At 57.9% G+C, this 22,739-nt stretch carries 21 protein-coding genes; 17 read left to right on the forward strand and 4 right to left on the reverse strand.

The window, feature by feature from the left end; all coding sequences use genetic code 11:
• Positions 1 to 10 precede the first annotated feature (10 nt).
• Positions 11 to 1,063: an NAD(P)-dependent alcohol dehydrogenase gene (locus tag POR16_RS09075; RefSeq protein WP_005896937.1), complete on the reverse strand. Its 1,053-nt coding sequence runs from the start codon at positions 1,061 to 1,063 to the stop codon at positions 11 to 13.
• Between the two features lie 180 nt (positions 1,064 to 1,243).
• Between POR16_RS09075 and POR16_RS09080 the strand changes: the two genes are divergently transcribed.
• The gene (locus POR16_RS09080; RefSeq protein ID WP_005896939.1) at positions 1,244 to 2,149 is read left to right on the forward strand and encodes an AraC family transcriptional regulator; all 906 of its coding nucleotides are present in this window, start codon (positions 1,244 to 1,246) and stop codon (positions 2,147 to 2,149) included.
• 49 nt (positions 2,150 to 2,198) lie between these two features.
• Here the strand turns inward: POR16_RS09080 and POR16_RS09085 are convergent, their stop codons facing one another.
• Positions 2,199 to 3,854 carry an electron transfer flavoprotein-ubiquinone oxidoreductase gene (locus POR16_RS09085; protein WP_005896941.1) on the reverse strand — a complete coding sequence of 552 codons (1,656 nt, stop codon included), beginning with the start codon at positions 3,852 to 3,854 and terminating at the stop codon, positions 2,199 to 2,201.
• Between the two features lie 23 nt (positions 3,855 to 3,877).
• Positions 3,878 to 4,309, reverse strand: coding sequence for a hypothetical protein (locus tag POR16_RS09090; protein ID WP_005896944.1), 432 nt, complete (start codon positions 4,307 to 4,309; stop codon positions 3,878 to 3,880).
• A 56-nt stretch (positions 4,310 to 4,365) separates the two neighbouring features.
• Between POR16_RS09090 and POR16_RS09095 the strand changes: the two genes are divergently transcribed.
• The 9 genes from POR16_RS09095 (at position 4,366) to POR16_RS09135 (ending at position 11,612) form a co-directional block, all read left to right on the forward strand.
• Positions 4,366 to 5,115: an electron transfer flavoprotein subunit beta/FixA family protein gene (locus POR16_RS09095; protein ID WP_005896946.1), complete on the forward strand. Its 750-nt coding sequence runs from the start codon at positions 4,366 to 4,368 to the stop codon at positions 5,113 to 5,115.
• Positions 5,116 to 6,045 (forward strand): electron transfer flavoprotein subunit alpha/FixB family protein, encoded by a 930-nt coding sequence (locus tag POR16_RS09100; RefSeq protein WP_005896948.1) that lies wholly within the window; start codon positions 5,116 to 5,118, stop codon positions 6,043 to 6,045.
• A gap of 119 nt (positions 6,046 to 6,164) precedes the next feature.
• Positions 6,165 to 6,992, forward strand: a complete 828-nt coding sequence (locus POR16_RS09105) for a substrate-binding periplasmic protein (RefSeq protein WP_005896950.1) — start codon at positions 6,165 to 6,167, stop codon at positions 6,990 to 6,992.
• A 10-nt stretch (positions 6,993 to 7,002) separates the two neighbouring features.
• Positions 7,003 to 7,356 (forward strand): DUF4398 domain-containing protein, encoded by a 354-nt coding sequence (locus POR16_RS09110; RefSeq protein ID WP_005896952.1) that lies wholly within the window; start codon positions 7,003 to 7,005, stop codon positions 7,354 to 7,356.
• A complete protein-coding gene (locus POR16_RS09115; protein ID WP_005896954.1) occupies positions 7,353 to 8,168 on the forward strand; it encodes an OmpA family protein in 816 nt (271 codons plus the stop codon). Before POR16_RS09110 ends, POR16_RS09115 begins: the two co-directional genes overlap by 4 nt.
• A 216-nt stretch (positions 8,169 to 8,384) precedes the next feature.
• Positions 8,385 to 9,824 (forward strand): aminotransferase-like domain-containing protein, encoded by a 1,440-nt coding sequence (locus tag POR16_RS09120; RefSeq protein ID WP_005896956.1) that lies wholly within the window; start codon positions 8,385 to 8,387, stop codon positions 9,822 to 9,824.
• Positions 9,825 to 9,937: 113 nt separating this feature from the next.
• The gene (locus POR16_RS09125) at positions 9,938 to 10,597 is read left to right on the forward strand and encodes a hypothetical protein (protein WP_005896959.1); all 660 of its coding nucleotides are present in this window, start codon (positions 9,938 to 9,940) and stop codon (positions 10,595 to 10,597) included.
• Between the two features lie 95 nt (positions 10,598 to 10,692).
• Complete coding sequence (locus POR16_RS09130; RefSeq protein ID WP_024669573.1) at positions 10,693 to 10,950, forward strand: YkgJ family cysteine cluster protein; 258 nt, start codon at positions 10,693 to 10,695, stop codon at positions 10,948 to 10,950.
• A gap of 56 nt (positions 10,951 to 11,006) precedes the next feature.
• On the forward strand, positions 11,007 to 11,612 hold the full coding sequence (locus tag POR16_RS09135) for an START domain-containing protein (protein ID WP_005896963.1): 606 nt from the start codon (positions 11,007 to 11,009) through the stop codon (positions 11,610 to 11,612).
• Positions 11,613 to 11,690: 78 nt separating this feature from the next.
• Here the strand turns inward: POR16_RS09135 and gltA are convergent, their stop codons facing one another.
• Positions 11,691 to 12,980, reverse strand: coding sequence for a citrate synthase (gene gltA, locus POR16_RS09140; RefSeq protein ID WP_005896966.1), 1,290 nt, complete (start codon positions 12,978 to 12,980; stop codon positions 11,691 to 11,693).
• 363 nt (positions 12,981 to 13,343) lie between these two features.
• Here gltA and sdhC point away from each other — a divergent pair, with 363 nt between their 5' ends.
• The 7 genes from sdhC to lpdA all read left to right on the forward strand — a co-directional run bounded on the left by sdhC (position 13,344) and on the right by lpdA (position 22,538).
• Positions 13,344 to 13,718, forward strand: a complete 375-nt coding sequence (sdhC, locus tag POR16_RS09145) for a succinate dehydrogenase, cytochrome b556 subunit (protein WP_024669574.1) — start codon at positions 13,344 to 13,346, stop codon at positions 13,716 to 13,718.
• On the forward strand, positions 13,712 to 14,080 hold the full coding sequence (gene sdhD / locus POR16_RS09150) for a succinate dehydrogenase, hydrophobic membrane anchor protein (RefSeq protein ID WP_003382006.1): 369 nt from the start codon (positions 13,712 to 13,714) through the stop codon (positions 14,078 to 14,080). The genes sdhC and sdhD overlap by 7 nt, the downstream gene beginning before the upstream one ends.
• Positions 14,081 to 14,083: 3 nt before the next feature.
• Positions 14,084 to 15,856 carry a succinate dehydrogenase flavoprotein subunit gene (sdhA, locus tag POR16_RS09155; protein ID WP_005896972.1) on the forward strand — a complete coding sequence of 591 codons (1,773 nt, stop codon included), beginning with the start codon at positions 14,084 to 14,086 and terminating at the stop codon, positions 15,854 to 15,856.
• 12 nt (positions 15,857 to 15,868) lie between these two features.
• Positions 15,869 to 16,573 carry a succinate dehydrogenase iron-sulfur subunit gene (locus tag POR16_RS09160; RefSeq protein WP_003316554.1) on the forward strand — a complete coding sequence of 235 codons (705 nt, stop codon included), beginning with the start codon at positions 15,869 to 15,871 and terminating at the stop codon, positions 16,571 to 16,573.
• Positions 16,574 to 16,832: 259 nt separating this feature from the next.
• Positions 16,833 to 19,664, forward strand: coding sequence for a 2-oxoglutarate dehydrogenase E1 component (locus POR16_RS09165; protein ID WP_005896976.1), 2,832 nt, complete (start codon positions 16,833 to 16,835; stop codon positions 19,662 to 19,664).
• Positions 19,665 to 19,705: 41 nt separating this feature from the next.
• Complete coding sequence (gene odhB, locus POR16_RS09170; RefSeq protein ID WP_024691093.1) at positions 19,706 to 20,929, forward strand: 2-oxoglutarate dehydrogenase complex dihydrolipoyllysine-residue succinyltransferase; 1,224 nt, start codon at positions 19,706 to 19,708, stop codon at positions 20,927 to 20,929.
• Between the two features lie 172 nt (positions 20,930 to 21,101).
• Positions 21,102 to 22,538 (forward strand): dihydrolipoyl dehydrogenase, encoded by a 1,437-nt coding sequence (gene lpdA, locus POR16_RS09175; protein WP_005896985.1) that lies wholly within the window; start codon positions 21,102 to 21,104, stop codon positions 22,536 to 22,538.
• The last annotated feature ends 201 nt before the right edge of the window (positions 22,539 to 22,739 follow it).

The following is a 22,739-nucleotide window of genomic DNA, read 5'->3' on the forward strand; positions in this document are numbered from 1 at the left end:
CGGCGACGGATCAGGCCTTTAGTGTGGCCATGTCGATTACGAAACGGTATTTCACGTCACCGGCCAGCATGCGCTCGTAGGCTTCGTTGATGTTACGGATATCGAGCATTTCGATGTCGCAAGTGATGTCGTTCTCGGCACAGAAATCCAGTACTTCCTGGGTTTCGGCGATACCACCGATCAGCGAACCGGCCAGTACGCGGCGGCTCATCACCAGATTGGCAGCGTGGACTGGCGGCTCGACCGGCTCGATCAGGCCGACCAGGATATGCACGCCATCAAAGCGCAGCGTTTCCAGGTAGGGGTTCAGATCGTGCTGCACCGGAATGGTGTCAAGCAGGAAGTCGAAATGCCCGGCAGCGGCTTTCATCTGTTCGGCGTCAGTAGACACGATCACATGATCGGCACCCTGGCGGCGTGCTTCCTGAGCCTTGGCTGCGGAACGGGTAAACAGAGTGACTTCAGCGCCCATCGCCTTGGCAAACTTGATGCCCATGTGGCCCAGGCCACCCATGCCCAGAATGCCGACCTTGTCGCCAGCCTTGACGCCGTAGTGCTTGAGTGGCGAATAGGTGGTGATGCCTGCGCAAAGAATCGGCGCAGCAGCGGCCGGGTCGAGCTTTTCCGGAACGCGAACGACGAAGTGCTCGGCGACCACGATGCTGTTCGAGTAACCGCCCATGGTGTTGCTGCCGTCCACGCGGTCTGGCGTGGCGTAAGTCATGGTCGGGCCTTCCAGGCAGTACTGCTCGAGATCCGATTTACAGGCCGAGCACTCGCGGCAGGAGTCGACCATGCAGCCGACACCGACCAGATCGCCAACCTTGTACTGGTTGGCGTTGGCGCCTGTAGCAGTGACGCGACCGACGATCTCATGGCCGGGCATCAGTGGGTAAACGGCAATGCCCCACTCGTTGCGCGCCTGGTGGATGTCGGAGTGGCAGACGCCGCAGTAGAGGATTTCGATGGCAACGTCGTCAGCGCGCGGAGCGCGACGTTCGAAGGTCATCGGGGCGAGGGGGGCGGTAGCTGACTGAGCGGCGTAACCGATAGCTGTGTACATGTATGACCTCGCAAGGTGTAACGAAATAGAGGCGAGCCATTGTCCAGATGCGCGCCCGTCACGGCTATGGTGAATCCTCCGTGTTTCATGCCTATTTCTCCGGGCTAAAAATTGCGTGTCGGCTACGAGGCTTAAACCTGCGATGATACGGCTGTCTATTACTCTGTCGGCCTGCTCCCCATGTCGCTTGCGTTTCCCTCTGCTGGCAATGCCACGCTCGTCTCCCTGATCAAGCCTCTGGCTGTACGCCCTGGCTTTGTTGCAACCTTTCTGCCTGAGGTTCGTGTCCTGTCGGCCTTCGGTTACGTGGCCAGCAGCCCGCAGATCTACGAGCCCAGCCTGATGATTGTGGTGCAGGGCAGCAAGGTTGCCTGCCTGGGGCCGCGCACCTTTGAGTACGGTACCGGGCATTACCTGATCCAAGCGCTTTCGGTGCCGTTCAAGTGTGAAACCTTCGCCACGCCTGACAAACCGCTCTACGGCGTTTCGGTCGCCATCGACCGGGTGCTGCTCGGTGAGCTGGTGCAGGCAATGGGCCCTGCGAGCGAGCAGGACAGCCAGTTGCAGACCCCCGAATCCATGACCTCGGTTGTGATCGACATTGCAATGCGCGACAGCGTCGAGCGTCTGTTGCGCTGTCTGCACGACCCGCTCGAGTGCCAGGCGATGGGGCAATCACGGATTCGTGATGTGCTTTACAGCGCGCTGCGAGGGCCGCAGTCAGGTGTATTGCGCGCGCTGGTCGAGCAGCAGGGCCAGTTCGCGCGAATTGCCTCGGCGGTCAATTACCTGCATGAGCATTATGATCATGCGCTGAACGTCGATACCCTGGCACGCTGCGCAAACATGAGCACCTCGACCTTTCACGAGCACTTCAAGCGCAGCACGCTGTTGTCGCCGGTGCAATACCTCAAGCGCCTGCGCCTGCTCAAGGCTCAGCAATTGCTGGTCGCCGAAGGCCTGAATGTGGCACAGGCTGCACTCAAGGTCGGTTATCAGAGCGCTTCGCAGTTCAGTCGTGAATACAAACGCTACTTCGAACGCAGCCCGGGTGAGGAGAGCAGCCACCTGCGTGTACCCGCCTGAAACGAAAAAAGCCCCAAAAGGGGCTTTTCCGTTATCGGTTTGCTGCTGACTACATGTTCGGGTAAGTCGGCCCGCCAGCGCCTTCCGGGGCGACCCAGGTGATGTTCTGCGACGGGTCCTTGATGTCACACGTCTTGCAGTGCACGCAGTTCTGCGCGTTGATCTGAAAGCGTTTCTCGCCATCCTCTTTGGTGATGACTTCGTAAACGCCTGCCGGGCAATAGCGCTGTGCGGGCTCGTCGTACAGTGGCAGGTTCTTGCTGATCGGGATGCTCGGGTCGGTCAGCTTGAGGTGGCAGGGTTGTTCCTCTTCATGGTTGGTGCTGGAGAGGAATACCGAACTCAGCTTGTCGAAACTGAGTTTGCCGTCGGGCTTCGGGTAATCGATTTTCTTCGAGTCTGCCGCCAGCTTGAGGCAGGCGTAATCCGGCTTTGTGTCGTGCAGGGTGAACGGCAGCTTGCCACCGAAGATGTTCTGATCGATGAAGTTGAATGCGCCACCCTTGATGGCGCCGTATTTGTGAATCGCCACGCCGAAGTTGCGGCTGGCGAACAGCTCTGCATGCAGCCAGCTGGCCTTGAAGGCATCGACGTAGGAGGTCAGCACATCGCCGCCTTCATTGCCGGCGAACAGGGCGTCTGCCACTGAGTCGGCAGCGAGCATGCCGGATTTCATTGCCGTGTGGCTGCCTTTGATCTTGGCGAAGTTCAGTGTGCCCAGATCGCAGCCGATCAAGGCGCCGCCAGGGAAGACCATCTTCGGCAGCGAGTTCAAGCCACCCTTGGTAATCGCACGTGCGCCATAGCTGATGCGCTTGCCGCCTTCTAGGTACTGTTTGACGACCGGGTGATGCTTGTAGCGCTGGAATTCGTCGAACGGCGACAGGTAAGGGTTGCTGTAGGACAAATCTACGATCAGGCCGACCACCACCTGATTGTTCTCCAGGTGGTACAGGAAAGAGCCGCCCGGGTTGGCGTCGTCCAGTGGCCAGCCTGCGGTGTGTACCACCAGACCCTGTTCGTGTTTCGCCGGGTCGACTTCCCAGATTTCCTTGAGGCCGATGGCGTAATGCTGCACATCGGCTTCGTTATCCAGGTCGAAACGCTTGAGCAGTTGCTTGCCGATGTGACCACGGCAGCCTTCGGCGAACAGCGTGTACTTGGCGCGCAGTTCCATGCCGGGGGTGTACAGGCCTTCTTTGGGATTGCCTTCGCGGCCGACGCCCAGATCGCCGGTGACGATACCGCGTACCACGCCGTTTTCGTCGAACAGCGCCTCTTGGGCGGCGAAGCCCGGGTAGATCTCCACACCCAGGTTCTCGGCCTGTTGGGCGAGCCAGCGGCACAGGTTGCCGAGAGAAATGATGTAGTTGCCATGGTTGTGCATGGTCTTGGGAACGAAAAAGTCAGGAATTTTCCGGGCTTTTTCAGCATCGTTCAGTACATAGATGTCGTCGCGCTTGACCGGCGTATTGAGCGGCGCCCCCAATTCCTTCCAGTCAGGGAACAGTTCGTTGAGCGCGCGCGGCTCGAACACTGCACCGGACAGAATGTGAGCCCCCACTTCAGAGCCTTTTTCCACCACGCAGACGCTGATTTCCTTCCCGGCTTCAGCGGCCTTCTGTTTAAGGCGGCAAGCGGCAGAAAGCCCGGAAGGGCCGGCTCCGACGATAACGACGTCGAATTCCATGTATTCGCGTTCCACAGGCTATCTCCTACTCTCAAGGCTCACGGTGTTTTTATGGGGCGCTGCTTTATGAGTCGTTGCGCGCTGACGTATGGGGTGTTGGACACCGCCCGTCTTTTAATGGCACGCATTATATCTACACCACTGTGCGGGTCCAATACAAACGTTTGTTTGAATTGGCCGCAGCCCTGATAAATCAAAGACAGCAGACCCATGACTGGCCGATTTGGCGTATTGACCGGAAAAGGCGTTGCGGTCAAGATACGGGCGGTTTTGCGTTTGCCGTAGGCTAAAAACAGGTTCAGGCGAATCTTCAAAAAAGCATCAGGCAGGCGCGGTGCAGGTACCGCTCCACGTCGCACGGCGCATTTTACACATACCGCCGCTGCTTGACGGCTGCCCCCGGCTTTTATGGCGCGTTTCAGCGTTGCGCCACTGGCCTGCACCCGTACGATTGCTTGTTGAGGACACATATATCGATCGCCTGGTGTTGCCGGGCGACTTCTTTTCACCGGAGAGTGAGGAATCCATGAAGGTTCTTGTAGCTGTCAAACGAGTGGTCGATTACAACGTCAAGGTTCGCGTCAAGGCGGACAACTCCGGCGTCGATCTGGCCAACGTCAAAATGTCGATGAATCCTTTCTGCGAAATCGCTGTTGAAGAAGCGGTGCGCCTGAAGGAGAAGGGCGTCGTGACAGAAATCGTGGTCGTTACCATCGGCCCGACCACTGCTCAGGAACAACTGCGCACTGCTCTGGCGCTGGGTGCAGACCGCGCCGTACTGGTCGAGTCCGCCGAGGAACTGACCTCGCTGGCCGTTGCCAAGCTGCTCAAGGCCGTTGTCGACAAGGAGCAGCCGCAATTGGTCATCCTCGGCAAGCAGGCTATCGACAGTGATAACAATCAGACTGGCCAGATGCTGGCTGCCTTGAGCGGCTATCCGCAAGGCACATTTGCTTCGAAAGTCGAAGTGACCGGCGACAAGGTTGCGGTAACCCGCGAAATCGACGGCGGTCTGCAGACCGTCTCCCTGAGCCTGCCAGCCATCGTGACCACAGACCTGCGTCTGAACGAGCCACGTTACGCCTCTCTGCCCAATATCATGAAGGCCAAGAAGAAACCGCTCGAAGTGCTGACGCCTGACGCGCTGGGCGTTTCAACGGCTTCGACCAACAAGACCCTCAAGGTCGAAGCGCCGGCTGCACGCAGCGCAGGCATCAAGGTCAAATCGGTGGCTGAACTGGTCGAGAAACTGAAAAACGAAGCGAAGGTAATCTAAATGACGATCCTGGTTATCGCTGAACATGACAACGCGACCGTAGCCCCGGCTACGCTCAATACGGTGGCTGCTGCCCAGAAGATCGGTGGAGAAATCCACCTGCTGGTGGCTGGGTCAGGCGTTAGCGCCGTTGCCGAAGCCGCGGCCAAAATTGCTGGTGTGGCGAAAGTGCTGGTGGCTGACAACGCCGTTTATGCGCATCAGTTGCCGGAAAACGTAGCGCCACTGGTGGTCGAGCTGGCTGCAGGCCACAGTCACGTTCTTGCCGCTGCAACCTCGAACGGCAAGAACATCCTGCCTCGTGTTGCTGCGCAGCTGGACGTGGACCAGATTTCCGAAATCGTTTCGGTGGTTTCGGCTGATACGTTCACTCGTCCTATCTACGCCGGTAACGCGATTGCCACTGTGCAATCCACCGCTTCGGTCAAGGTCATCACGGTACGTGCCACCGGTTTCGATCCGGTTGCTGCCGAGGGTGGTTCGGCCACCGTCGAAGCAGTGTCGGCTGCTCACGATGCTGGCAAATCGAGTTTTGTTGGCGAAGAACTGGCCACGTCAGATCGCCCTGAGCTGACCGCAGCCAAAATCGTCGTTTCCGGTGGTCGCGGCATGCAGAACGGCGATAACTTCAAGCATCTGTATACCCTTGCCGACAAGCTCGGTGCGGCAGTTGGTGCTTCCCGTGCCGCGGTCGACGCCGGTTTCGTACCCAACGACATGCAGGTCGGTCAGACCGGCAAGATCGTCGCCCCGCAGCTCTACATTGCGGTCGGTATTTCCGGCGCGATCCAGCATCTGGCCGGCATGAAGGATTCGAAGGTGATCGTCGCGATCAACAAGGACGAAGAGGCGCCGATCTTCCAGGTGGCAGATTACGGTCTGGTAGCGGACTTGTTCGAAGCCATTCCCGAGCTGGAGAAGCTGGTTTAAGCCAGACGCATCCACTATAAAGAAACCCGTTCCGTTCGGAATCGATGTATCGCCAGCGTGATTGCGGTACACCGGCCCGGCCTGAGCGGGTTTTTTATTGATTTTCATAAGGACTGTTCATGGCGTATTTCCGGCGGCTGTCTTCGCTTGTTCTCGGGCTGGTCATGCTGCCGACACTCGCATCGGCAGCAGGCAAATGCGAGCGTCTGATCGTGACTGGCAGCCCCGATGCGCCTCCCTACCTGTGGCGTGATCCTGACGAGCCGCGGCATCTGATGGGCGCCAATGCTGATCTGTTGACTCAGGCGGCGAGCGAGCTGGGCGTCAAACTCGAGTTTCTCTACGGCGGCAAGCGCAGTCAGGCGCTGGAGGAGGTGCGGACCGGGCGTATGGACATGCTGGCCGACGCTGCCTTGAATACCGCTCAGCTCGAATTCCTCGACTATATTCATCCGCCGGTTGTGCAGAACGACATCATGGTCTGGACACGTCGTGATCATGCCCTGCCGTTCAATGCCGTCGGCGAGCTGCAAGGTCATCCTGGCGCCATGTCGGAAAAGACCCGGTTGACGCCGTTGTTTGAGGATATGGCCAGACAGCATCTGACGCTGGAGCGCCTGCCAGGTCTGACGGCGGCTTTTCAGAAGCTGGCGTTGGGCGATACCGATTATGTGCTCGCCGGGCGCTACGCAGGGATGGTCATGGTGCAGACGCTGGGCCTGTCTGCAGACCTTATCGCTCAGCCTGAGCCGGTTGATACGCCCGGTTTTTACCTGGCGTTGTCGTTCAACTCGGCCTGCAATGATCCATGGTTGCGCGGACAGCTGGCGAAAAAGATGACAGAATCTTCGGCCTCCGGCCTTGCGGGCGAAGTGATCAAGCACAATCTGGAGCTGTGGAAAGCCCAGTTATTGCAACCTGCCAATGCCAGCGCCCCAAACAAGTAGGAATGTTTTTGTGAGTATTCGTTTTTCAGTTGCCTTCATGGCAATCGCCACGCTGGCCGGATGTGCCAGTGATCCTGTGCCCTCCGAGCAATTCAAGTTGACCGAGCAGGCGCTGGAGCAGGCCAAGGCGGTTGGCGCGAGCGACGACCAGCCAGAGATGGCAATTGCTCTGGCACGGTTTGCCGAGGCCCGAGCTTCGATGACGAGCCACGCCTACAAGGACGCGCGAATGAAAGCCGAGCAGGCCGAGCTCGATGCAAGGCTGGCCGAAGCGCGTGTGCTGACCCTCAAAAGCCAGGAGCAGGTCACTCAGTTGAATACTCGCCTCAACCGCTTGCGCAAGCAGCTGGGAGAGGCGCAATGAACCGTTTTTCGCGTGTCTTGAGTGTGGGTCTGCTGCTGGGCTCGGCCGGGCTTTACGGGTGTGCCGGTCATCAGGACAGTGGTCAGGCTTTGCAGCAAGCCAGCGCCGATTTTCAGAAGGTCAAGGAAGACACCGACGTGCTGCGCAGCGCTCCCAAGGATGTGATTCGTGCCGGTGAATCCCTGGCCCGCGCCGAGCGGCTGACCAGTTATCTGGGCAGCGGTGCCGATGTGAGCCATTACGCTTATCTAAGCAGTCGCTACAGCGAAATCGCTCGTGAGCACAGCAACCTGATGCTGAGTCAGGAGCGTCTGGTAAAAATGGACATGGAGCGTCAGCGCATGCAATTGGCTTTGCGTGAAGCCAAGCTAGCCAGCGCCCAGCAGCAAGGGCGCTGGCTGGAAGACCAGATCCTCAGTCTGGCCACTACCCAGACTGATCGCGGGCTGGTCATGACCTTGGGCGATGTGCTGTTTGACGCAGGCCATGCCGAGCTGAAGAACTCGGCCAGCCGCACCATTCTCAAAGTCGTGCAGTTCCTACAGATCAATCCGCGCCGCGTGGTCAGAATCGAGGGTTACACCGACAGCACGGGTGATCGTCAGGAGAATCTGAAGCTCTCGAAAGACCGTGCCCAAGCTGTCGCAGACGTGCTGATAGACCTGGGAGTGGATGAAAAGCGTATTCAGGTTGAGGGCTACGGCCAGCAATTCCCGGTAGACGCCAACACTTCCGAACGCGGGCGTGCGCAGAACCGACGCGTCGAAATTGTGTTCTCGGACGAGAAAGGCCAGTTGGGCGCTGCTCGCTGACACGACGTTCAACAAAAGACCCGATGCTGGAAACAGCCTCGGGTTTTTTAAGCCTTAAATTTCTTGAGTCAGGCGCTGTCGACCGCGTTTATTTTCACGCAGCCAAAGCGATCACTGGCCGAATCGCAAACTGTTCCCGTACACTTCGGGGCAGTGCCGGTTTTTACCAATCTGTATCTTTAAAATAATAAATCACCGGTCTTTTCGAGGCTGCGTATGACCAATCTTTTGCTCTATCAGCGTATCGCTCAGCAATTGGCTGAAGACATCCGCCGCGGCGTGTACCAGCCTGGCGAGCGCGTGCCTTCGGTTCGCAAGATGAGTTCGCAGCTCAATGTCAGCCATGCGACGGTTTTGCAGGCGTATGCGAACCTTGAAGATCAAGGCTTGATACGTGCGCGTCCGCAGTCCGGTTACTACGTTCACCAGACTCCGGCGCTGACCGCCTCGACGCCTGACATCGCGCGTGTCGAGCGGCCGGGGCTGGTCACCCGCAGCAGTATCATTCAGCAGGTCCTTGAAGAGTCGCGCCGCGAGGGCGTTTTCGCGCTGGGAGCGGCGGTGCCGCATGTTGACTATTTACCGGTTCGTGCGTTGCACCAGCAGTTGGCCAAGGTCACGCGGTTTCACAGCCCGCGCGCGTTCAGTTACATGTTCAGCCCAGGGTTCGAGCCATTGCGCAGGCAAGTGGCTATCCGCATGCGCGACGCGGGCGTGGTGGTTGATCCTTCCGAGGTGGTCATTACTCATGGCTGTGTCGACGCATTGCAAATGGCTTTGCGGGTGCTTACCCGGCCCGGCGACCTGATCGCCGCCGAATCGCCTGCGTATTACGGTTTGTTGCAGCTCGCCGATCTGCTGGGTCTCAAAGTCATCGAAATTCCCAGCGATCCGGCTACCGGCATCAGCCTTGAGGCCTTGCAGCTGGCGGCCAATCAGTGGTCGATCAAGGCGCTGGTGCTGACCTCGCGCCTGAGTAACCCCTTGGGCGGCACCATGCCCGAAGAGCGGCAGAAAAACCTCCTGCGTCTGGCCTCGGACTTCGATATACAGGTGGTCGAGGACGATGTGTATGGCGAGCTGATGTTCGAGGTCGGTCGAACCAAGGCGCTCAAGGCGTTTGATCGGCTGGGCAGGGTGGTCTACTGCTCCAGCTTTTCCAAGACACTGTCGCCAGGCGTGCGCGTCGGCTGGATGATTGCTGGCAAGTATCAGGCAGAAATTCAACGCCTGCAGACCTTCAGTACCCATTCGGCGTGCAGCGTCACACAGATGGGCATTGCCGCCTACCTCGAGAACGGTGGTTATGACCGGCACCTGCGTTTCATTCGTCTCGAGTATCGGAAGAACCTGAGCGCCTACCAGCTCGCCGTACAGCAGTTTTTTCCGGAAGGGACGCAGATGAGTCGTCCGGCTGGTGGCTTTATTCTGTGGGTCAGCCTGCCGGGCAGGGTCAATACTCAGGAGCTGCATGTGCGGGCGCTGGAGCAGGGCATCAGCATCGCGCCCGGCCTGATCTTCAGTAACACTGAACAGTTCAATCACTGCATACGCCTCAATTGCGGCATGCCTTGGAACAAGGAAGCGGAGCGGGCGCTGATGACGTTGGGGCTGCTGGCCAAACAGTTGTGTCACGAGACTGTTCCAGTCTATTGAGTGACAGACGCTTTTTTTGGCAATTCTTCGGAACTCTTGTCTTGTCACCGTGGCCTCAAAAGGACAGCATATGTTTCTTTTTGGCGTTGCCACTTCTTGTCTGATTTCTGCCTATGAATGCGTTTCGTTGTATCGGGTTGTTCATTCTGGTTCTGCTGAGCGGTTGCGATGCTCAGGACCCACCCGTGCCCAAGCCAAAGACCGAAGCCGCCGCTCCGGCACCTGCTGCATCCAAAGCGATCGCAAGTAAAAAAGATACTGAGCCTGCTGCGTCGGTGACTGAAACCATATTGCCTAAAGTGCCGGACTCCATGCATGAACTTATGCCGGGCGTCCCTGTGGTCCCAGTGGTGGTCGGCAAAGAGTCCAGTGCGCCATCTGCTGCTCAGATCCACAAAGCGCCTGTCTCCGGGGCTGACAAGCCGTCGTCGAAAGCTTCCGTTGCCAAGGCTGCGGTGGCCAAACGAGAGGCTTCCGTCAGTAATCGCAAGGCCGGCAAGCAGCCCAAGGCCAAGGACGTGCGAATCAAATCGCCCAGGCTTGACCTGAGCCTGCCCCCCGAGCTGGTCAAAGAGCTTGAGCCGCCAGCCAATGTCATCACCGGCAAGCGCAAGCCCAAGCCCTTGTTGCCGCAGATGTTCGGTGACTCTCCTGGCGCCAGTCCTTTCGAACTGGAAGGCCGGTTGCTGACCAATGAGATGCAGCTGCAGATGCGTAACGACAACCGTCGTGACGTTGAAGGCGCAGCACTGGATTTCAAATTCAAGCAGTAAGCCCTGCGTATCGTCCGATACGGCGTTTTCAAACCGGCATTTCGGCGGTTACTATCCTTCCTGTTTTTTCATATTTCCAATAAGGGTTTCGGGTCATGGACTGCCGTTCTGATTGTGGTGCGTGTTGCATCGCGCCTTCCATCACGTCACCCATACCGGGTATGCCCCAGGGGAAGCCTGCCGGCGAGCGGTGTCTGCACCTGTCGGTGGAACTGTTATGTGCCTTGTTCGGGATGCCTGAGCGTCCTGCCGTCTGCAGTCAGTTCAAGGCGGCGGAAGACGTCTGCGGTATCGATCAGGCGGACGCCATTCGCCTTATTGGCTGGTGGGAAAAAGCGACTGCCGTGGCTTGAAAAGTTTTTTGTGAGCGCTAGCGCTTTGTCGGAACGTCAAAACAAGGAATAAAACAATGAGTCCGCTGTATCGCATGGCTGTTGCTTGTGGTCTGACTGTAATGCTTGTGGGTGTAGCGCAGGCTGAAGACTGGAAGGTCGTCAAGGACGAGGACGGTATCAAGATATCTCTGAGTGATGTGCCCGGGTCTGATTACAAGGCTTACCGGGGTGTTGCGGTGATCAACGCCAGTGTGGGCAAGTTGCGTGCACTTCAGGAGGATGTGGTGGGTGCCTGCGCGTGGATTCATGAGTGCAAATTGCAGAAGATACTCAAGCATGAAGGCGACAAGACCTGGACTTACAGCCAGTTCAATACGCCTTGGCCGGTAACGCCCCGCGATTCGGTTTTGCTGGTTACGACGCTGGAGGGGGCTGACGGCAGTGTCACGCGGACGCTTGAAGAGCAACCGAAATACATTCCGGAAGAAAAAGGCTTTGTTCGCGTCGCGGAGGTCAAGGGCTTCTGGAGGATGGTCCCTAAAGGTCCTCAGCAGACTGAAGTGACCTATCAGGTGCATACAGAGCCAGGCGGCAGTGTGCCATCTATGCTGGCCAACAAGTTCGTTGTCGATGCGCCGTTCAATACCCTCAAGGCGCTCAGAGACAGGGCTGCGCAGTAATTCAAAGCCCGGCACGAAAAGAATACATACAAAAAAAGGGCTGCCCACTGGCAGCCCTTTGTTTTTTGCAGGTAACGCCTACTTGCGGTCTTGCAGCGGGACGATATCGCGTTGCACGTCACCGGTATAAAGCTGGCGTGGACGACCGATCTTGTAAGGGCTGGAGAGCATTTCCTTCCAGTGCGAGATCCAGCCGACGGTCCGCGCCAGAGCGAAGATCACGGTGAACATGCTGGTCGGAATGCCGATGGCCTTGAGGATGATGCCCGAGTAGAAGTCGACGTTCGGGTACAGCGAGCGCTCGATGAAGTATGGGTCGGTGAGGGCGATCTCTTCGAGGCGCATGGCGAGCTCGAGCTGAGGATCGTTTTTGATACCCAGTTCCTTCAGGACTTCGTCGCAGGTCTGCTTCATCACGGTGGCACGAGGGTCGCGGTTCTTGTAGACGCGATGGCCGAAACCCATGAGCTTGAACGGGTCGTTCTTGTCCTTGGCCTTGGCAATGAACTTGTCGATGTTGGATACATCGCCAATTTCATCAAGCATGGTCAGTACCGCCTCATTGGCGCCGCCGTGAGCCGGGCCCCACAACGCGGCAATGCCGGCCGCGATGCAAGCGAACGGGTTGGCGCCAGAGGAGCCGGCCATGCGCACGGTGGAGGTAGAGGCATTCTGCTCGTGATCGGCGTGGAGGATGAAGATCTTGTCCATCGCCTTGGCCAGTACCGGGCTGATCGGTTTGATCTCGCACGGGGTGTTGAACATCATGTGCAGGAAATTCTCGGCGTAGCTGAGGTCGTTACGCGGGTACATCATGGGTTGCCCCATGGAGTACTTGTAGACCATCGCTGCCAGGGTCGGCATCTTGGCTACCAGGCGCACTGCCGAAATTTCGCGGTGCTGCGGGTTATTGATGTCCAGCGAGTCGTGATAGAACGCAGAAAGGGCGCCGACTACGCCGCACATGACGGCCATCGGGTGGGCATCGCGGCGGAAGCCGTTGAAAAATGTCTTGAGTTGCTCGTGAACCATCGTGTGGTTCTTGACCACGGCCACAAACTGGGCTTTTTGTTCGGCGGTCGGCAATTCGCCGTTGAGCAGCAGGTAACAGGTTTCGAGGTAATCGGACTGCTCGGCCAGTTGTTCGATAGGGTAGCCGCGGTGAAGCAGGATTCCGTTGTCACCATCGATGTAGGTGATCTTCGACTCGCAAGATGCCGTGGACATGAAGCCAGGGTCAAATGTGAAGCGGCCGGTGGCGGTCAGTCCGCGTACGTCGATCACGTCCGGACCCACTGTACCGGTCAGAATTGGCAGCTCGACGGGGGCTGCGCCCTCGATGATCAACTGCGCTTTTTTGTCAGCCATGTGGCCTCCTATTTATGCTTCAAATCATCAGACAGGCCCCCCACGCAGGGCCCGCATCACTATAGTGAGATAAATTCTAAAGTCAATTTGCCTAAAGTCATGTTCCGCAAGGCGCCAGCCGGGGATTTTTCACGGCTGTTTACTGCCGTTTACGCCTTTTGTCCCGCTAACGCAATGCGCCATTCGCGGTAAGTCTGCGCGTTGTCATTAGCGCCCTAACTGTCTATACTCGGCGTCCGACCGCCAGAGGCTTTTTGGCCTGTTTCAAGGGGGTCGTCACTTCCTGGGTGGTGGGTACCTGACCAGTGCACTTCCCAACAACTTGCCCTGATTGTTAGGGGCTCTTCAGTGTGAAAAAAAGCCGTGAATAGCCAACGACCTGTAAATCTAGACCTAAGGACCATCAAGCTCCCAGTCACCGCTTACACGTCCATCCTTCACCGCATCTCCGGTGTCATCCTCTTTGTCGGTATTGCAATCATGCTGTATGCAATGGACAAGTCGCTGGCGTCCGAAGAAGGGTTCGGTGAAGTCAAGGCGTATATGACCAGTCCGCTGGCCAAGCTGGTCATCTGGGGACTTCTTTCTGCCCTGCTGTACCACATGGTGGCCGGTATTCGTCACCTGATCATGGACTCCGGGGTAGGCGAGACGCTCGAGGGCGGCAAGCTGGGCTCCAAAATCGTCATCGCGGTTTCCGTGGTGCTGATTCTTCTGGCGGGAGTATGGATATGGTAACCAACGTCACGAACCTGTCGCGTTCGGGTCTCTACGACTGGATGGCGCAACGCGTCTCCGCCGTCGTGCTCGCGGCTTATTTCATATTCCTGATCGGCTACATGGTCTTTCATCCGGGTCTGAGTTACGCCCAATGGCATGATCTGTTCGCACACAACGGAATGCGTATCTTCAGTCTGCTGGCGCTTGTTGCCCTTGGCGCTCACGCCTGGGTCGGCATGTGGACCATCGCGACCGACTACCTGACGCCGATGGCGCTGGGCAAGTCCGCGACTGCCGTACGTTTCCTGTTCCAGGCTGTATGCGGCGTTCTGATGTTCGCTTACTTCGTCTGGGGCGTGCAGATTCTTTGGGGTATCTGATCCATGGCTAACATTAATGCGCTTTCGTTCGACGCCATCATCATCGGTGGCGGCGGTGCAGGCATGCGCGCTGCACTGCAACTGGCTCAGGGTGGTCACAAGACTGCCGTAGTCACCAAGGTCTTCCCGACCCGTTCGCACACTGTTTCCGCTCAGGGTGGTATCACCTGCGCAATCGCTTCGGCCGATCCGAACGATGACTGGCGCTGGCACATGTACGATACCGTCAAAGGCTCCGACTACATCGGTGATCAGGACGCTATCGAGTACATGTGTTCCGTAGGTCCGGAAGCGGTCTTCGAGCTCGAGCACATGGGCCTGCCGTTCTCCCGTACCGAGCAGGGCCGCATCTATCAGCGCCCGTTCGGCGGTCAGTCCAAGGACTTCGGCAAAGGCGGTCAGGCTGCCCGTACCTGTGCTGCGGCCGACCGTACCGGTCACGCCCTGCTGCACACCCTGTATCAGGCCAACCTCAAGGCTGGCACAGTATTCCTCAATGAATACTACGCAGTGGATCTGGTGAAAAACCAGAATGGCGACTTTGTCGGCATCATCGCCATCTGCATCGAGACAGGCGAGACCTCTTACATCCGTGCCCACGCTACCGTGCTGGCAACTGGCGGTGCAGGTCGCATCTACTCGTCCACCACTAATGCCCTGATCAACACCGGTGACGGTATCGGCATGGCGCTTCGCGCTGGCGTGCCGGTACAGGACATCGAAATGTGGCAGTTCCACCCAACCGGCATCGCCGGCGCAGGTGTACTGGTCACAGAAGGTTGCCGCGGTGAAGGCGGTTACCTGATCAACAAGCACGGCGAGCGTTTCATGGAGCGTTATGCGCCGAACGCCAAGGACCTTGCAGGTCGTGACGTGGTCGCGCGTTCCATGGTCAAGGAAATCATCGCCGGTAACGGTTGTGGTCCTGATGGCGACCACGTGATGCTCAAGCTCGATCACCTGGGCGAGGAAGTGCTGCACAGCCGTCTGCCAGGCATCATGGAGCTGTCCAAGACCTTTGCCCACGTCGACCCTGCAACTGCTCCGATTCCCGTGGTTCCAACCTGCCATTACATGATGGGTGGTGTTGCTACCAACATTCATGGTCAGGCAATCACTCAGGATGCGGCTGGCGTCGACCAGATCATCCCGGGCCTGTTCGCCGTAGGTGAAGTGGCTTGCGTATCCGTACACGGCGCAAACCGCCTGGGCGGCAACTCGCTGCTCGACCTGGTGGTGTTCGGTCGTGCTGCGGGTATCCACCTGGAGCAGGCGTTGCGCGAAGGCGTTGAATACGCACGTGCTTCGCAGTCCGACATCGATGCTGCTCTCGCGCGTCTTGCCGGCCTGAACGAGCGTACCACTGGCGAAGACGTTGCCACCCTGCGTAAAGAGCTGCAGAGCTGCATGCAGAACTACTTCGGTGTGTTCCGTACCGGCGAATACATGCAGAAGGGTATTGCTCAGCTGGCTGACCTGCGCGTGCGCATCGCCAACGTCAAGATCAACGACAAGAGCCAGGCATTCAACACCGCCCGTATCGAAGCGCTTGAACTGCAAAACCTGCTGGAAGTTGCCGAAGCTACGGCGATTGCCGCAGAGAATCGTAAAGAGTCCCGCGGCGCTCACGCCCGTGAAGACTTTGAAGATCGCGACGACGAGAACTGGTTGTGCCACACCCTGTATTTCCCGGGTGACAAGCGTGTAACCAAGCGTGCCGTGAACTTCTCGCCGAAGACTGTTCCGACTTTTGAGCCCAAGATTCGGACTTATTAAGGGGTGACCGATATGTTGCAAGTCAGTGTTTATCGTTACAACCCTGATCAGGACGCTGCACCCTTCATGCAGGAGTTTCAGGTCGATACCGGTGGCAAGGACCTGATGGTTCTGGACGTGCTGGCGCTGGTCAAGGAACAGGACGAAGGCTTTTCTTACCGTCGTTCATGCCGTGAAGGCGTGTGTGGTTCGGATGGCATGAACATCAACGGCAAGAACGGCCTGGCGTGCATCACGCCGCTGTCTGCGGTTGTCGCCAAGAACAAGCTGATCGTACGTCCGCTGCCTGGTTTGCCGGTCATTCGTGACCTGGTCGTCGATATGAGCATCTTCTACAAGCAGTACGAGAAGGTGAAGCCGTTCCTGCAGAACGACACGCCGGCTCCGGCCATCGAACGTCTGCAAACTCCGGAAGAGCGCGAGAAGCTCGACGGTCTGTACGAGTGTATTCTGTGCGCTTGCTGCTCGACTTCGTGCCCGTCCTTCTGGTGGAACCCCGACAAGTTCTTGGGCCCTGCTGCACTGCTGCAAGCCTATCGTTTTCTGGCTGACAGCCGTGACACACGCACCAGTGAACGTCTGGCTTCGCTTGATGACCCGTTCAGCGTATTCCGCTGCCGCGGCATCATGAACTGCGTCAACGTCTGCCCGAAAGGCCTTAACCCAACCAAGGCTATCGGTCACGTGCGCAACATGTTGTTGCAAAACGGCGTCTGATTCATCGCATTATCTGTTACACCGTTGCACTGAAATGGCCGCGGCGCAGGCTTCAACCGGCGCCGTGGTTTTAACCTGAGCAGTAGCTCGCAAAGCTGCGGCTCTTATTTTGAAGAAATGAGACCAGCAGGGGCATCCGGGCTGGTACCCGGACTATCTGCGTGATCCCTGGTGACTTGATACGGTCGCTGCACACGACTATTTCAGGATTGCTCTGGTGTCTTCGCCGGTGGTGTCCCCTTACCGAGGGTGACCAAGCATGCAAGAAAGCGTGATGCAGCGCATGTGGAACAGTGCCCACCTATCCGGTGGTAACGCTGCCTATGTGGAAGAGCTCTATGAGCTCTACCTGCACGACCCTAACGCTGTGCCAGAAGAATGGCGCACCTACTTTCAGAAGTTGCCAGCAGACGGCAGCTCTGCCACCGATGTATCGCATTCGACTATTCGCGATCATTTCGTGTTGCTGGCCAAAAACCAGCGCCGCGCTCAGCCGGTCTCCGCCGGTAGTGTGAGCAGCGAGCACGAGAAGAAGCAGGTTGAAGTGCTGCGACTGATCCAGGCTTATCGGATGCGTGGCCATCAGGCTGCTCAGCTCGATCCGCTGGGCCTTTGGCAGCGTCCTGCGCCTGCTGACCTGTCGATCAATCATTACGGCTTGACCAATGCCGATCTGGACACGACTTTCCGTGCCGGTGACTTGTTCATTGGCAAAGAGGAAGCGAGCCTACGCGAAATTCACGAAGCGTTGCAGCAGACATATTGTCGCACCATCGGCTCCGAGTTCACGCACATCGTGGATTCCGAGCAGCGCAACTGGTTCATGCAGCGACTCGAGAGTGTTCGTGGCCGTCCGGCTTTCTCGGCCGATATCCAGAGCCATCTGCTTGAGCGCGTTACCGCGGCGGAAGGTCTCGAGAAGTATCTGGGCACCAAATACCCAGGCACCAAACGCTTCGGTCTGGAAGGCGGTGAAAGCCTGATTCCGATGCTCGACGAGCTTATCCAGCGTTCCGGGTCCTACGGTACCAAGGAAGTTGTCATCGGCATGGCCCACCGTGGTCGTCTCAACGTGCTGGTCAACACCTTCGGCAAGAACCCGCGCGACCTGTTCGACGAGTTCGAAGGCAAAAAGAAAGTGGAGCTGGGTTCCGGTGACGTCAAATATCACCAGGGCTTTTCTTCCAATGTCATGACCGCAGGCGGTGAAGTTCACCTTGCGATGGCATTCAACCCGTCTCACCTGGAGATCGTTTCTCCGGTGGTCGAAGGGTCGGTGCGTGCGCGTCAGGATCGTCGTAACGATCCGAATGGCGACAAGGTGCTGCCGATTTCCCTCCACGGCGACGCGGCTTTTGCCGGTCAGGGCGTGGTCATGGAAACCTTCCAGATGTCGCAGACTCGCGGCTTCAAGACGGGCGGCACGATCCACATCGTTATCAACAACCAGGTGGGTTTCACCATCAGCAACCCGCTGGACTCGCGTTCCACCGAGTACGCCACCGACGTTGCCAAGATGATTCAGGCGCCGATCCTCCATGTAAATGGTGATGATCCGGAAGCCGTGATGTTCGTCACCCAGTTGGCGATCGACTACCGCATGCAGTTCAAGCGGGACATCGTCATCGATCTGGTCTGCTACCGCCGTCGCGGTCACAACGAAGCTGATGAGCCTAGTGGCACTCAGCCTTTGATGTACCAGCAGATCACCAAGCAGCGCACTACCCGTGAACTGTATGCCGAGCATCTGATCAAGACAGGCGTTCTCGACGAGGCCCGTGTCCAAGCCAAGGTCGATGACTACCGCAGCGCGCTGGACAACGGCCTGCACGTGGTGAAAAGCCTGGTCAAGGAGCCGAACAAGGAATTGTTCGTCGACTGGCGTCCGTATCTGGGCCACGCCTGGACTGCGCGTCACGACACCCGCTTCGATCTGAAGACTTTGCAGGAACTGTCGGCCAAGCTGATGGAGCTTCCGGAAGGCTTCGTCGTGCAGCGTCAGGTACAGAAGATCTACGAAGATCGCCAGAAGATGCAGGCCGGTGGCTTGCCGATCAACTGGGGCTACGCGGAGACCATGGCATACGCCACGCTGGCGTTTGAAGGTCACCCGATCCGCATGACGGGTCAGGATATCGGTCGAGGTACGTTCTCGCACCGTCACGCCGTTCTGCACAACCAGAAAGATGCAGGCACCTACATCCCGCTGCAGAATCTGTATGTCGGCCAGCCGCGTTTCGACCTGTACGACTCGTTCCTTTCGGAAGAGGCTGTGCTGGCATTCGAATACGGTTACTCGACTACCCAGCCTGATGCGCTGGTTATCTGGGAAGCCCAGTTCGGCGACTTCGCCAACGGTGCCCAGGTGGTTGTCGATCAGTTCATTACCAGCGGCGAGCACAAGTGGGGCCGTCTGTGCGGCCTGACCATGCTCTTGCCTCATGGCTATGAAGGGCAGGGGCCAGAGCACTCTTCGGCACGTCTCGAGCGTTACCTGCAATTGTGTGCCGAGCACAACATTCAGGTATGCGTACCGACGACTCCGGCGCAGATCTACCACCTGCTGCGTCGTCAGGTTATCCGTCCGCTGCGCAAGCCGCTGATCGTGCTGACACCGAAATCGCTGCTGCGTCACAAGCTTGCTGTCTCGACCCTCGAGGATCTGGCCGAAGGCTCGTTCCAGACCGTCATTCCGGAAATCGATACTCTCGATCCTGCGAAGGTCACACGTCTGGTGCTGTGCAGCGGCAAGGTCTACTACGACCTGCTGGAAAAACGCCGTGCCGAAGGTCGTGAAGACATCGCTATCGTTCGCCTCGAGCAGCTGTATCCGTTCCCTGAAGATGACCTGATGGAAACCATCGCGCCTTACACCAATCTGCAGCACGTGGTCTGGTGTCAGGAAGAACCGATGAACCAGGGCGCCTGGTACAGCAGCCAGCACCATCTGCGTCGCAGCATGGGCAATCACAAACGCGAGCTCGTTCTCGAGTACGCCGGTCGTGATGCCTCCGCTGCGCCAGCCTGTGGCTACGCTTCGATGCACGCCGAGCAGCAGGAAAAACTCCTGCGCGATGCCTTCACTGTTTAACGCCTTCGAGCATTAGAAACCGAATTAAGGAATTACAGATAATGGCTATCGAGATCAAAGCCCCCTCTTTCCCGGAATCAGTTGCCGACGGCACCATTTCCAAGTGGTACAAAAAAGAGGGTGATGCGGTAAAGCGCGACGAGATGCTGGTCGATATCGAGACTGACAAGGTTGTCCTCGAAGTGTTGGCCGAAGCTGACGGCGTGATGGGCGCGATCACCAAGGAAGAGGGTGCCATCGTACTGTCCAACGAAGTGCTCGGGACATTGAATGACGGCGCTACGGCATCTGCTGCTCCGGCACCTGCTGCTGCGCCTGCTTCGGTACCAGCCGCTGCACCGGCTGCATCTGCTGGCGAAGAAGACCCGATTGCCGCGCCTGCTGCGCGTCAACTGGCTGAAGAAAACGGCATCAACCTGACCAGCGTGAAAGGCACCGGTAAAGACGGTCGTATCACCAAGGAAGACGTCGTTGCTGCCGTTGAAGCCAAGAAATCCGCTCCAGCCGCTGCTCCAGCCGCCAAGCCTGCTGCAGCTGCTGCTCCTGTCGTCGCCGCTGGCGATCGCACCGAGAAGCGCGTGCCGATGACTCGCGTGCGTGCAACGGTTGCCAAGCGTCTGGTCGAAGCCCAGTCGAACATGGCAATGCTGACTACCTTCAACGAAGTCGACATGACAGAAGTCATGGCACTGCGCTCGAAGTACAAAGACCTGTTCGAGAAGTCGCACAATGGCGTACGTCTGGGCTTTATGTCCTTCTTCGTCAAGGCGGCTACCGAAGCGCTGAAACGCTTCCCGGCTGTCAACGCTTCGATCGACGGTTCCGACATCGTCTACCACGGTTATGCCGACGTCGGCGTGGCGGTTTCCAGCGATCGCGGTCTGGTCGTGCCGGTTCTGCGTAACGCAGAACACATGAGCCTGGCTGAAATCGAAGGCGGCATCGCTACCTTCGGTAAAAAAGCCCGTGACGGTAAGCTTTCCATCGACGAGATGACCGGCGGTACCTTCACGATCACCAACGGTGGTACTTTCGGTTCGATGATGTCGACGCCGATCGTCAACCCGCCACAGGCTGCAATTCTGGGCATGCACAACATTCTGCAGCGCCCGATGGCAGTCAACGGTCAGGTTGTGATTCGCCCGATGATGTATCTGGCGCTGTCTTACGATCACCGTTTGATCGATGGTAAAGAAGCAGTAACTTTCCTCGTTACCATCAAGAACCTGCTGGAAGATCCAGCTCGTCTGTTGCTGGATATCTGATGAGGCAGCCTCGAGTCGCAGGTTTTATGCTTCAAGCCAGAAGCAAAAGGACGTGCACTCGGGGCCGATGTGTTTTACCTAATCAATAGGTCGCAAGTCGGCCTCGCGTTAAAGCGCGGACTGACTTGCAGCTTGCAGCTAAAAGCTTGCAGCTAAAGAGGAACTCTTTGTTATGTCCCAGAAATTCGACGTGGTAGTGATTGGCGCAGGCCCTGGCGGCTATGTTGCCGCCATCAAGGCAGCGCAACTTGGTCTCAAGACTGCCTGCATCGAGAAATATCAGGACAAGGAGGGCAAACTGGCCCTCGGTGGTACCTGCCTGAACGTTGGTTGCATTCCATCCAAGGCGCTGCTCGACAGTTCCTGGAAATTCTACGAAGCCAAGAATGGCTTCGCGGTACACGGCATTTCCACATCCGAAGTGGCCATCGACGTGCCGGCCATGATCGGTCGCAAGTCGACCATCGTAAAAGGCCTGACCGGCGGCGTTGCCAGCCTGTTCAAAGCCAACGGTGTAACCACCCTGCAAGGTCATGGCAAATTGCTGGCCGGCAAGAAAGTCGAACTGACAGCTGCCGACGGCACTGTTGAAATCATCGAAGCGGACCACGTGATCCTCGCTTCGGGCTCGCGTCCTATCGACATTCCGCCAGCTCCGGTTGACCAGAAAGTCATCGTCGATTCGACCGGCGCACTGGAGTTTCAACAGGTTCCGCAGCGTCTGGGCGTTATCGGCGCGGGCGTGATCGGTCTGGAACTGGGTTCGGTCTGGGCTCGCCTCGGCGCTCAGGTCACTGTCCTGGAAGCACTGGAAAAGTTCATCCCTGCCGCCGACGAAGCTGTTTCCAAGGAAGCACTGAAAACCTTCACCAAGCAGGGTCTGGATATCAAGTTGGGCGCTCGCGTGACCGGCTCCAAGGTCAATGGCGAAGAAGTGGTTGTCAGCTACACCGACGCCGCAGGCGAGCAGTCGATCACCTTTGATCGTCTGATCGTAGCGGTAGGCCGTCGCCCTGTTACCACCGACTTGCTGGCTTCGGACAGCGGCGTCGATCTGGACGAACGCGGTTTCATCTACGTCGATGACTACTGCACCACCAGCGTTCCCGGCGTTTACGCCATCGGTGACGTGGTACGTGGCCTGATGCTGGCCCACAAGGCTTCGGAAGAAGGCATCATGGTTGTCGAGCGCATCAAGGGCCACAAGGCTCAGATGAACTACAACCTGGTCCCATCGGTTATCTACACCCACCCGGAAATCGCCTGGGTCGGCAAGACCGAACAGACTCTCAAGGCCGAAGGCGTTGAAGTTAATGTCGGTACGTTCCCGTTCGCAGCCAGTGGCCGTGCCATGGCTGCCAACGACACCGGTGGCTTCGTCAAGATCATTGCCGACGCCAAGACCGATCGCGTATTGGGTGTTCACGTTATTGGCCCGAGTGCTGCAGAGCTGGTACAGCAAGGCGCAATCGCTATGGAGTTCGGCACCAGTGCAGAAGATATCGGCATGATGGTCTTCTCGCACCCGACGTTGTCCGAAGCGCTGCACGAAGCTGCACTGGCTGTGAATGGCGGTGCCATCCATATTCAGAATCGCAAGAAACGCTAAGACAACAAGAGAAACCACGACGCAGTGCCCGTCGTGAGCCTTGCCAGCAGGGCTTACCGCGGAATCTGCGCCGGACTCGACCTCTCAGGCGGCTCATCGAGTGTCCAGTGGCACTTGTGGAGTCCACCCGGAGTAGCGGTCACAGGTGGTGCGGCACGCTGACGTGCAGCACCGAATGCGCAGTACCTAAACGAAGACGGT

It is taken from the genome of Pseudomonas coronafaciens pv. oryzae str. 1_6, from assembly GCF_000156995.2.
Lineage (GTDB): Bacteria > Pseudomonadota > Gammaproteobacteria > Pseudomonadales > Pseudomonadaceae > Aquipseudomonas > Aquipseudomonas tremae.

Bases quoted from the DNA above. Each gene is read 5' to 3' on its own strand.
- POR16_RS09075 (WP_005896937.1), bottom strand. From the start codon at position 1,063: ATGTACACAGCTATCGGTTACGCCGCTCAGTCAGCTACCGCCCCCCTC.
- POR16_RS09080 (WP_005896939.1), top strand. From the start codon at position 1,244: ATGTCGCTTGCGTTTCCCTCTGCTGGCAATGCCACGCTCGTCTCCCTG.
- POR16_RS09090 (WP_005896944.1), bottom strand. From the start codon at position 4,309: ATGTGTCCTCAACAAGCAATCGTACGGGTGCAGGCCAGTGGCGCAACG.
- POR16_RS09095 (WP_005896946.1), top strand. From the start codon at position 4,366: ATGAAGGTTCTTGTAGCTGTCAAACGAGTGGTCGATTACAACGTCAAG.
- POR16_RS09100 (WP_005896948.1), top strand. From the start codon at position 5,116: ATGACGATCCTGGTTATCGCTGAACATGACAACGCGACCGTAGCCCCG.
- POR16_RS09105 (WP_005896950.1), top strand. From the start codon at position 6,165: ATGGCGTATTTCCGGCGGCTGTCTTCGCTTGTTCTCGGGCTGGTCATG.
- POR16_RS09115 (WP_005896954.1), top strand. From the start codon at position 7,353: ATGAACCGTTTTTCGCGTGTCTTGAGTGTGGGTCTGCTGCTGGGCTCG.
- POR16_RS09120 (WP_005896956.1), top strand. From the start codon at position 8,385: ATGACCAATCTTTTGCTCTATCAGCGTATCGCTCAGCAATTGGCTGAA.
- POR16_RS09125 (WP_005896959.1), top strand. From the start codon at position 9,938: ATGAATGCGTTTCGTTGTATCGGGTTGTTCATTCTGGTTCTGCTGAGC.
- POR16_RS09130 (WP_024669573.1), top strand. From the start codon at position 10,693: ATGGACTGCCGTTCTGATTGTGGTGCGTGTTGCATCGCGCCTTCCATC.
- POR16_RS09135 (WP_005896963.1), top strand. From the start codon at position 11,007: ATGAGTCCGCTGTATCGCATGGCTGTTGCTTGTGGTCTGACTGTAATG.
- gltA (WP_005896966.1), bottom strand. From the start codon at position 12,980: ATGGCTGACAAAAAAGCGCAGTTGATCATCGAGGGCGCAGCCCCCGTC.
- sdhD (WP_003382006.1), top strand. From the start codon at position 13,712: ATGGTAACCAACGTCACGAACCTGTCGCGTTCGGGTCTCTACGACTGG.
- sdhA (WP_005896972.1), top strand. From the start codon at position 14,084: ATGGCTAACATTAATGCGCTTTCGTTCGACGCCATCATCATCGGTGGC.
- POR16_RS09160 (WP_003316554.1), top strand. From the start codon at position 15,869: ATGTTGCAAGTCAGTGTTTATCGTTACAACCCTGATCAGGACGCTGCA.
- POR16_RS09165 (WP_005896976.1), top strand. From the start codon at position 16,833: ATGCAAGAAAGCGTGATGCAGCGCATGTGGAACAGTGCCCACCTATCC.
- odhB (WP_024691093.1), top strand. From the start codon at position 19,706: ATGGCTATCGAGATCAAAGCCCCCTCTTTCCCGGAATCAGTTGCCGAC.
- lpdA (WP_005896985.1), top strand. From the start codon at position 21,102: ATGTCCCAGAAATTCGACGTGGTAGTGATTGGCGCAGGCCCTGGCGGC.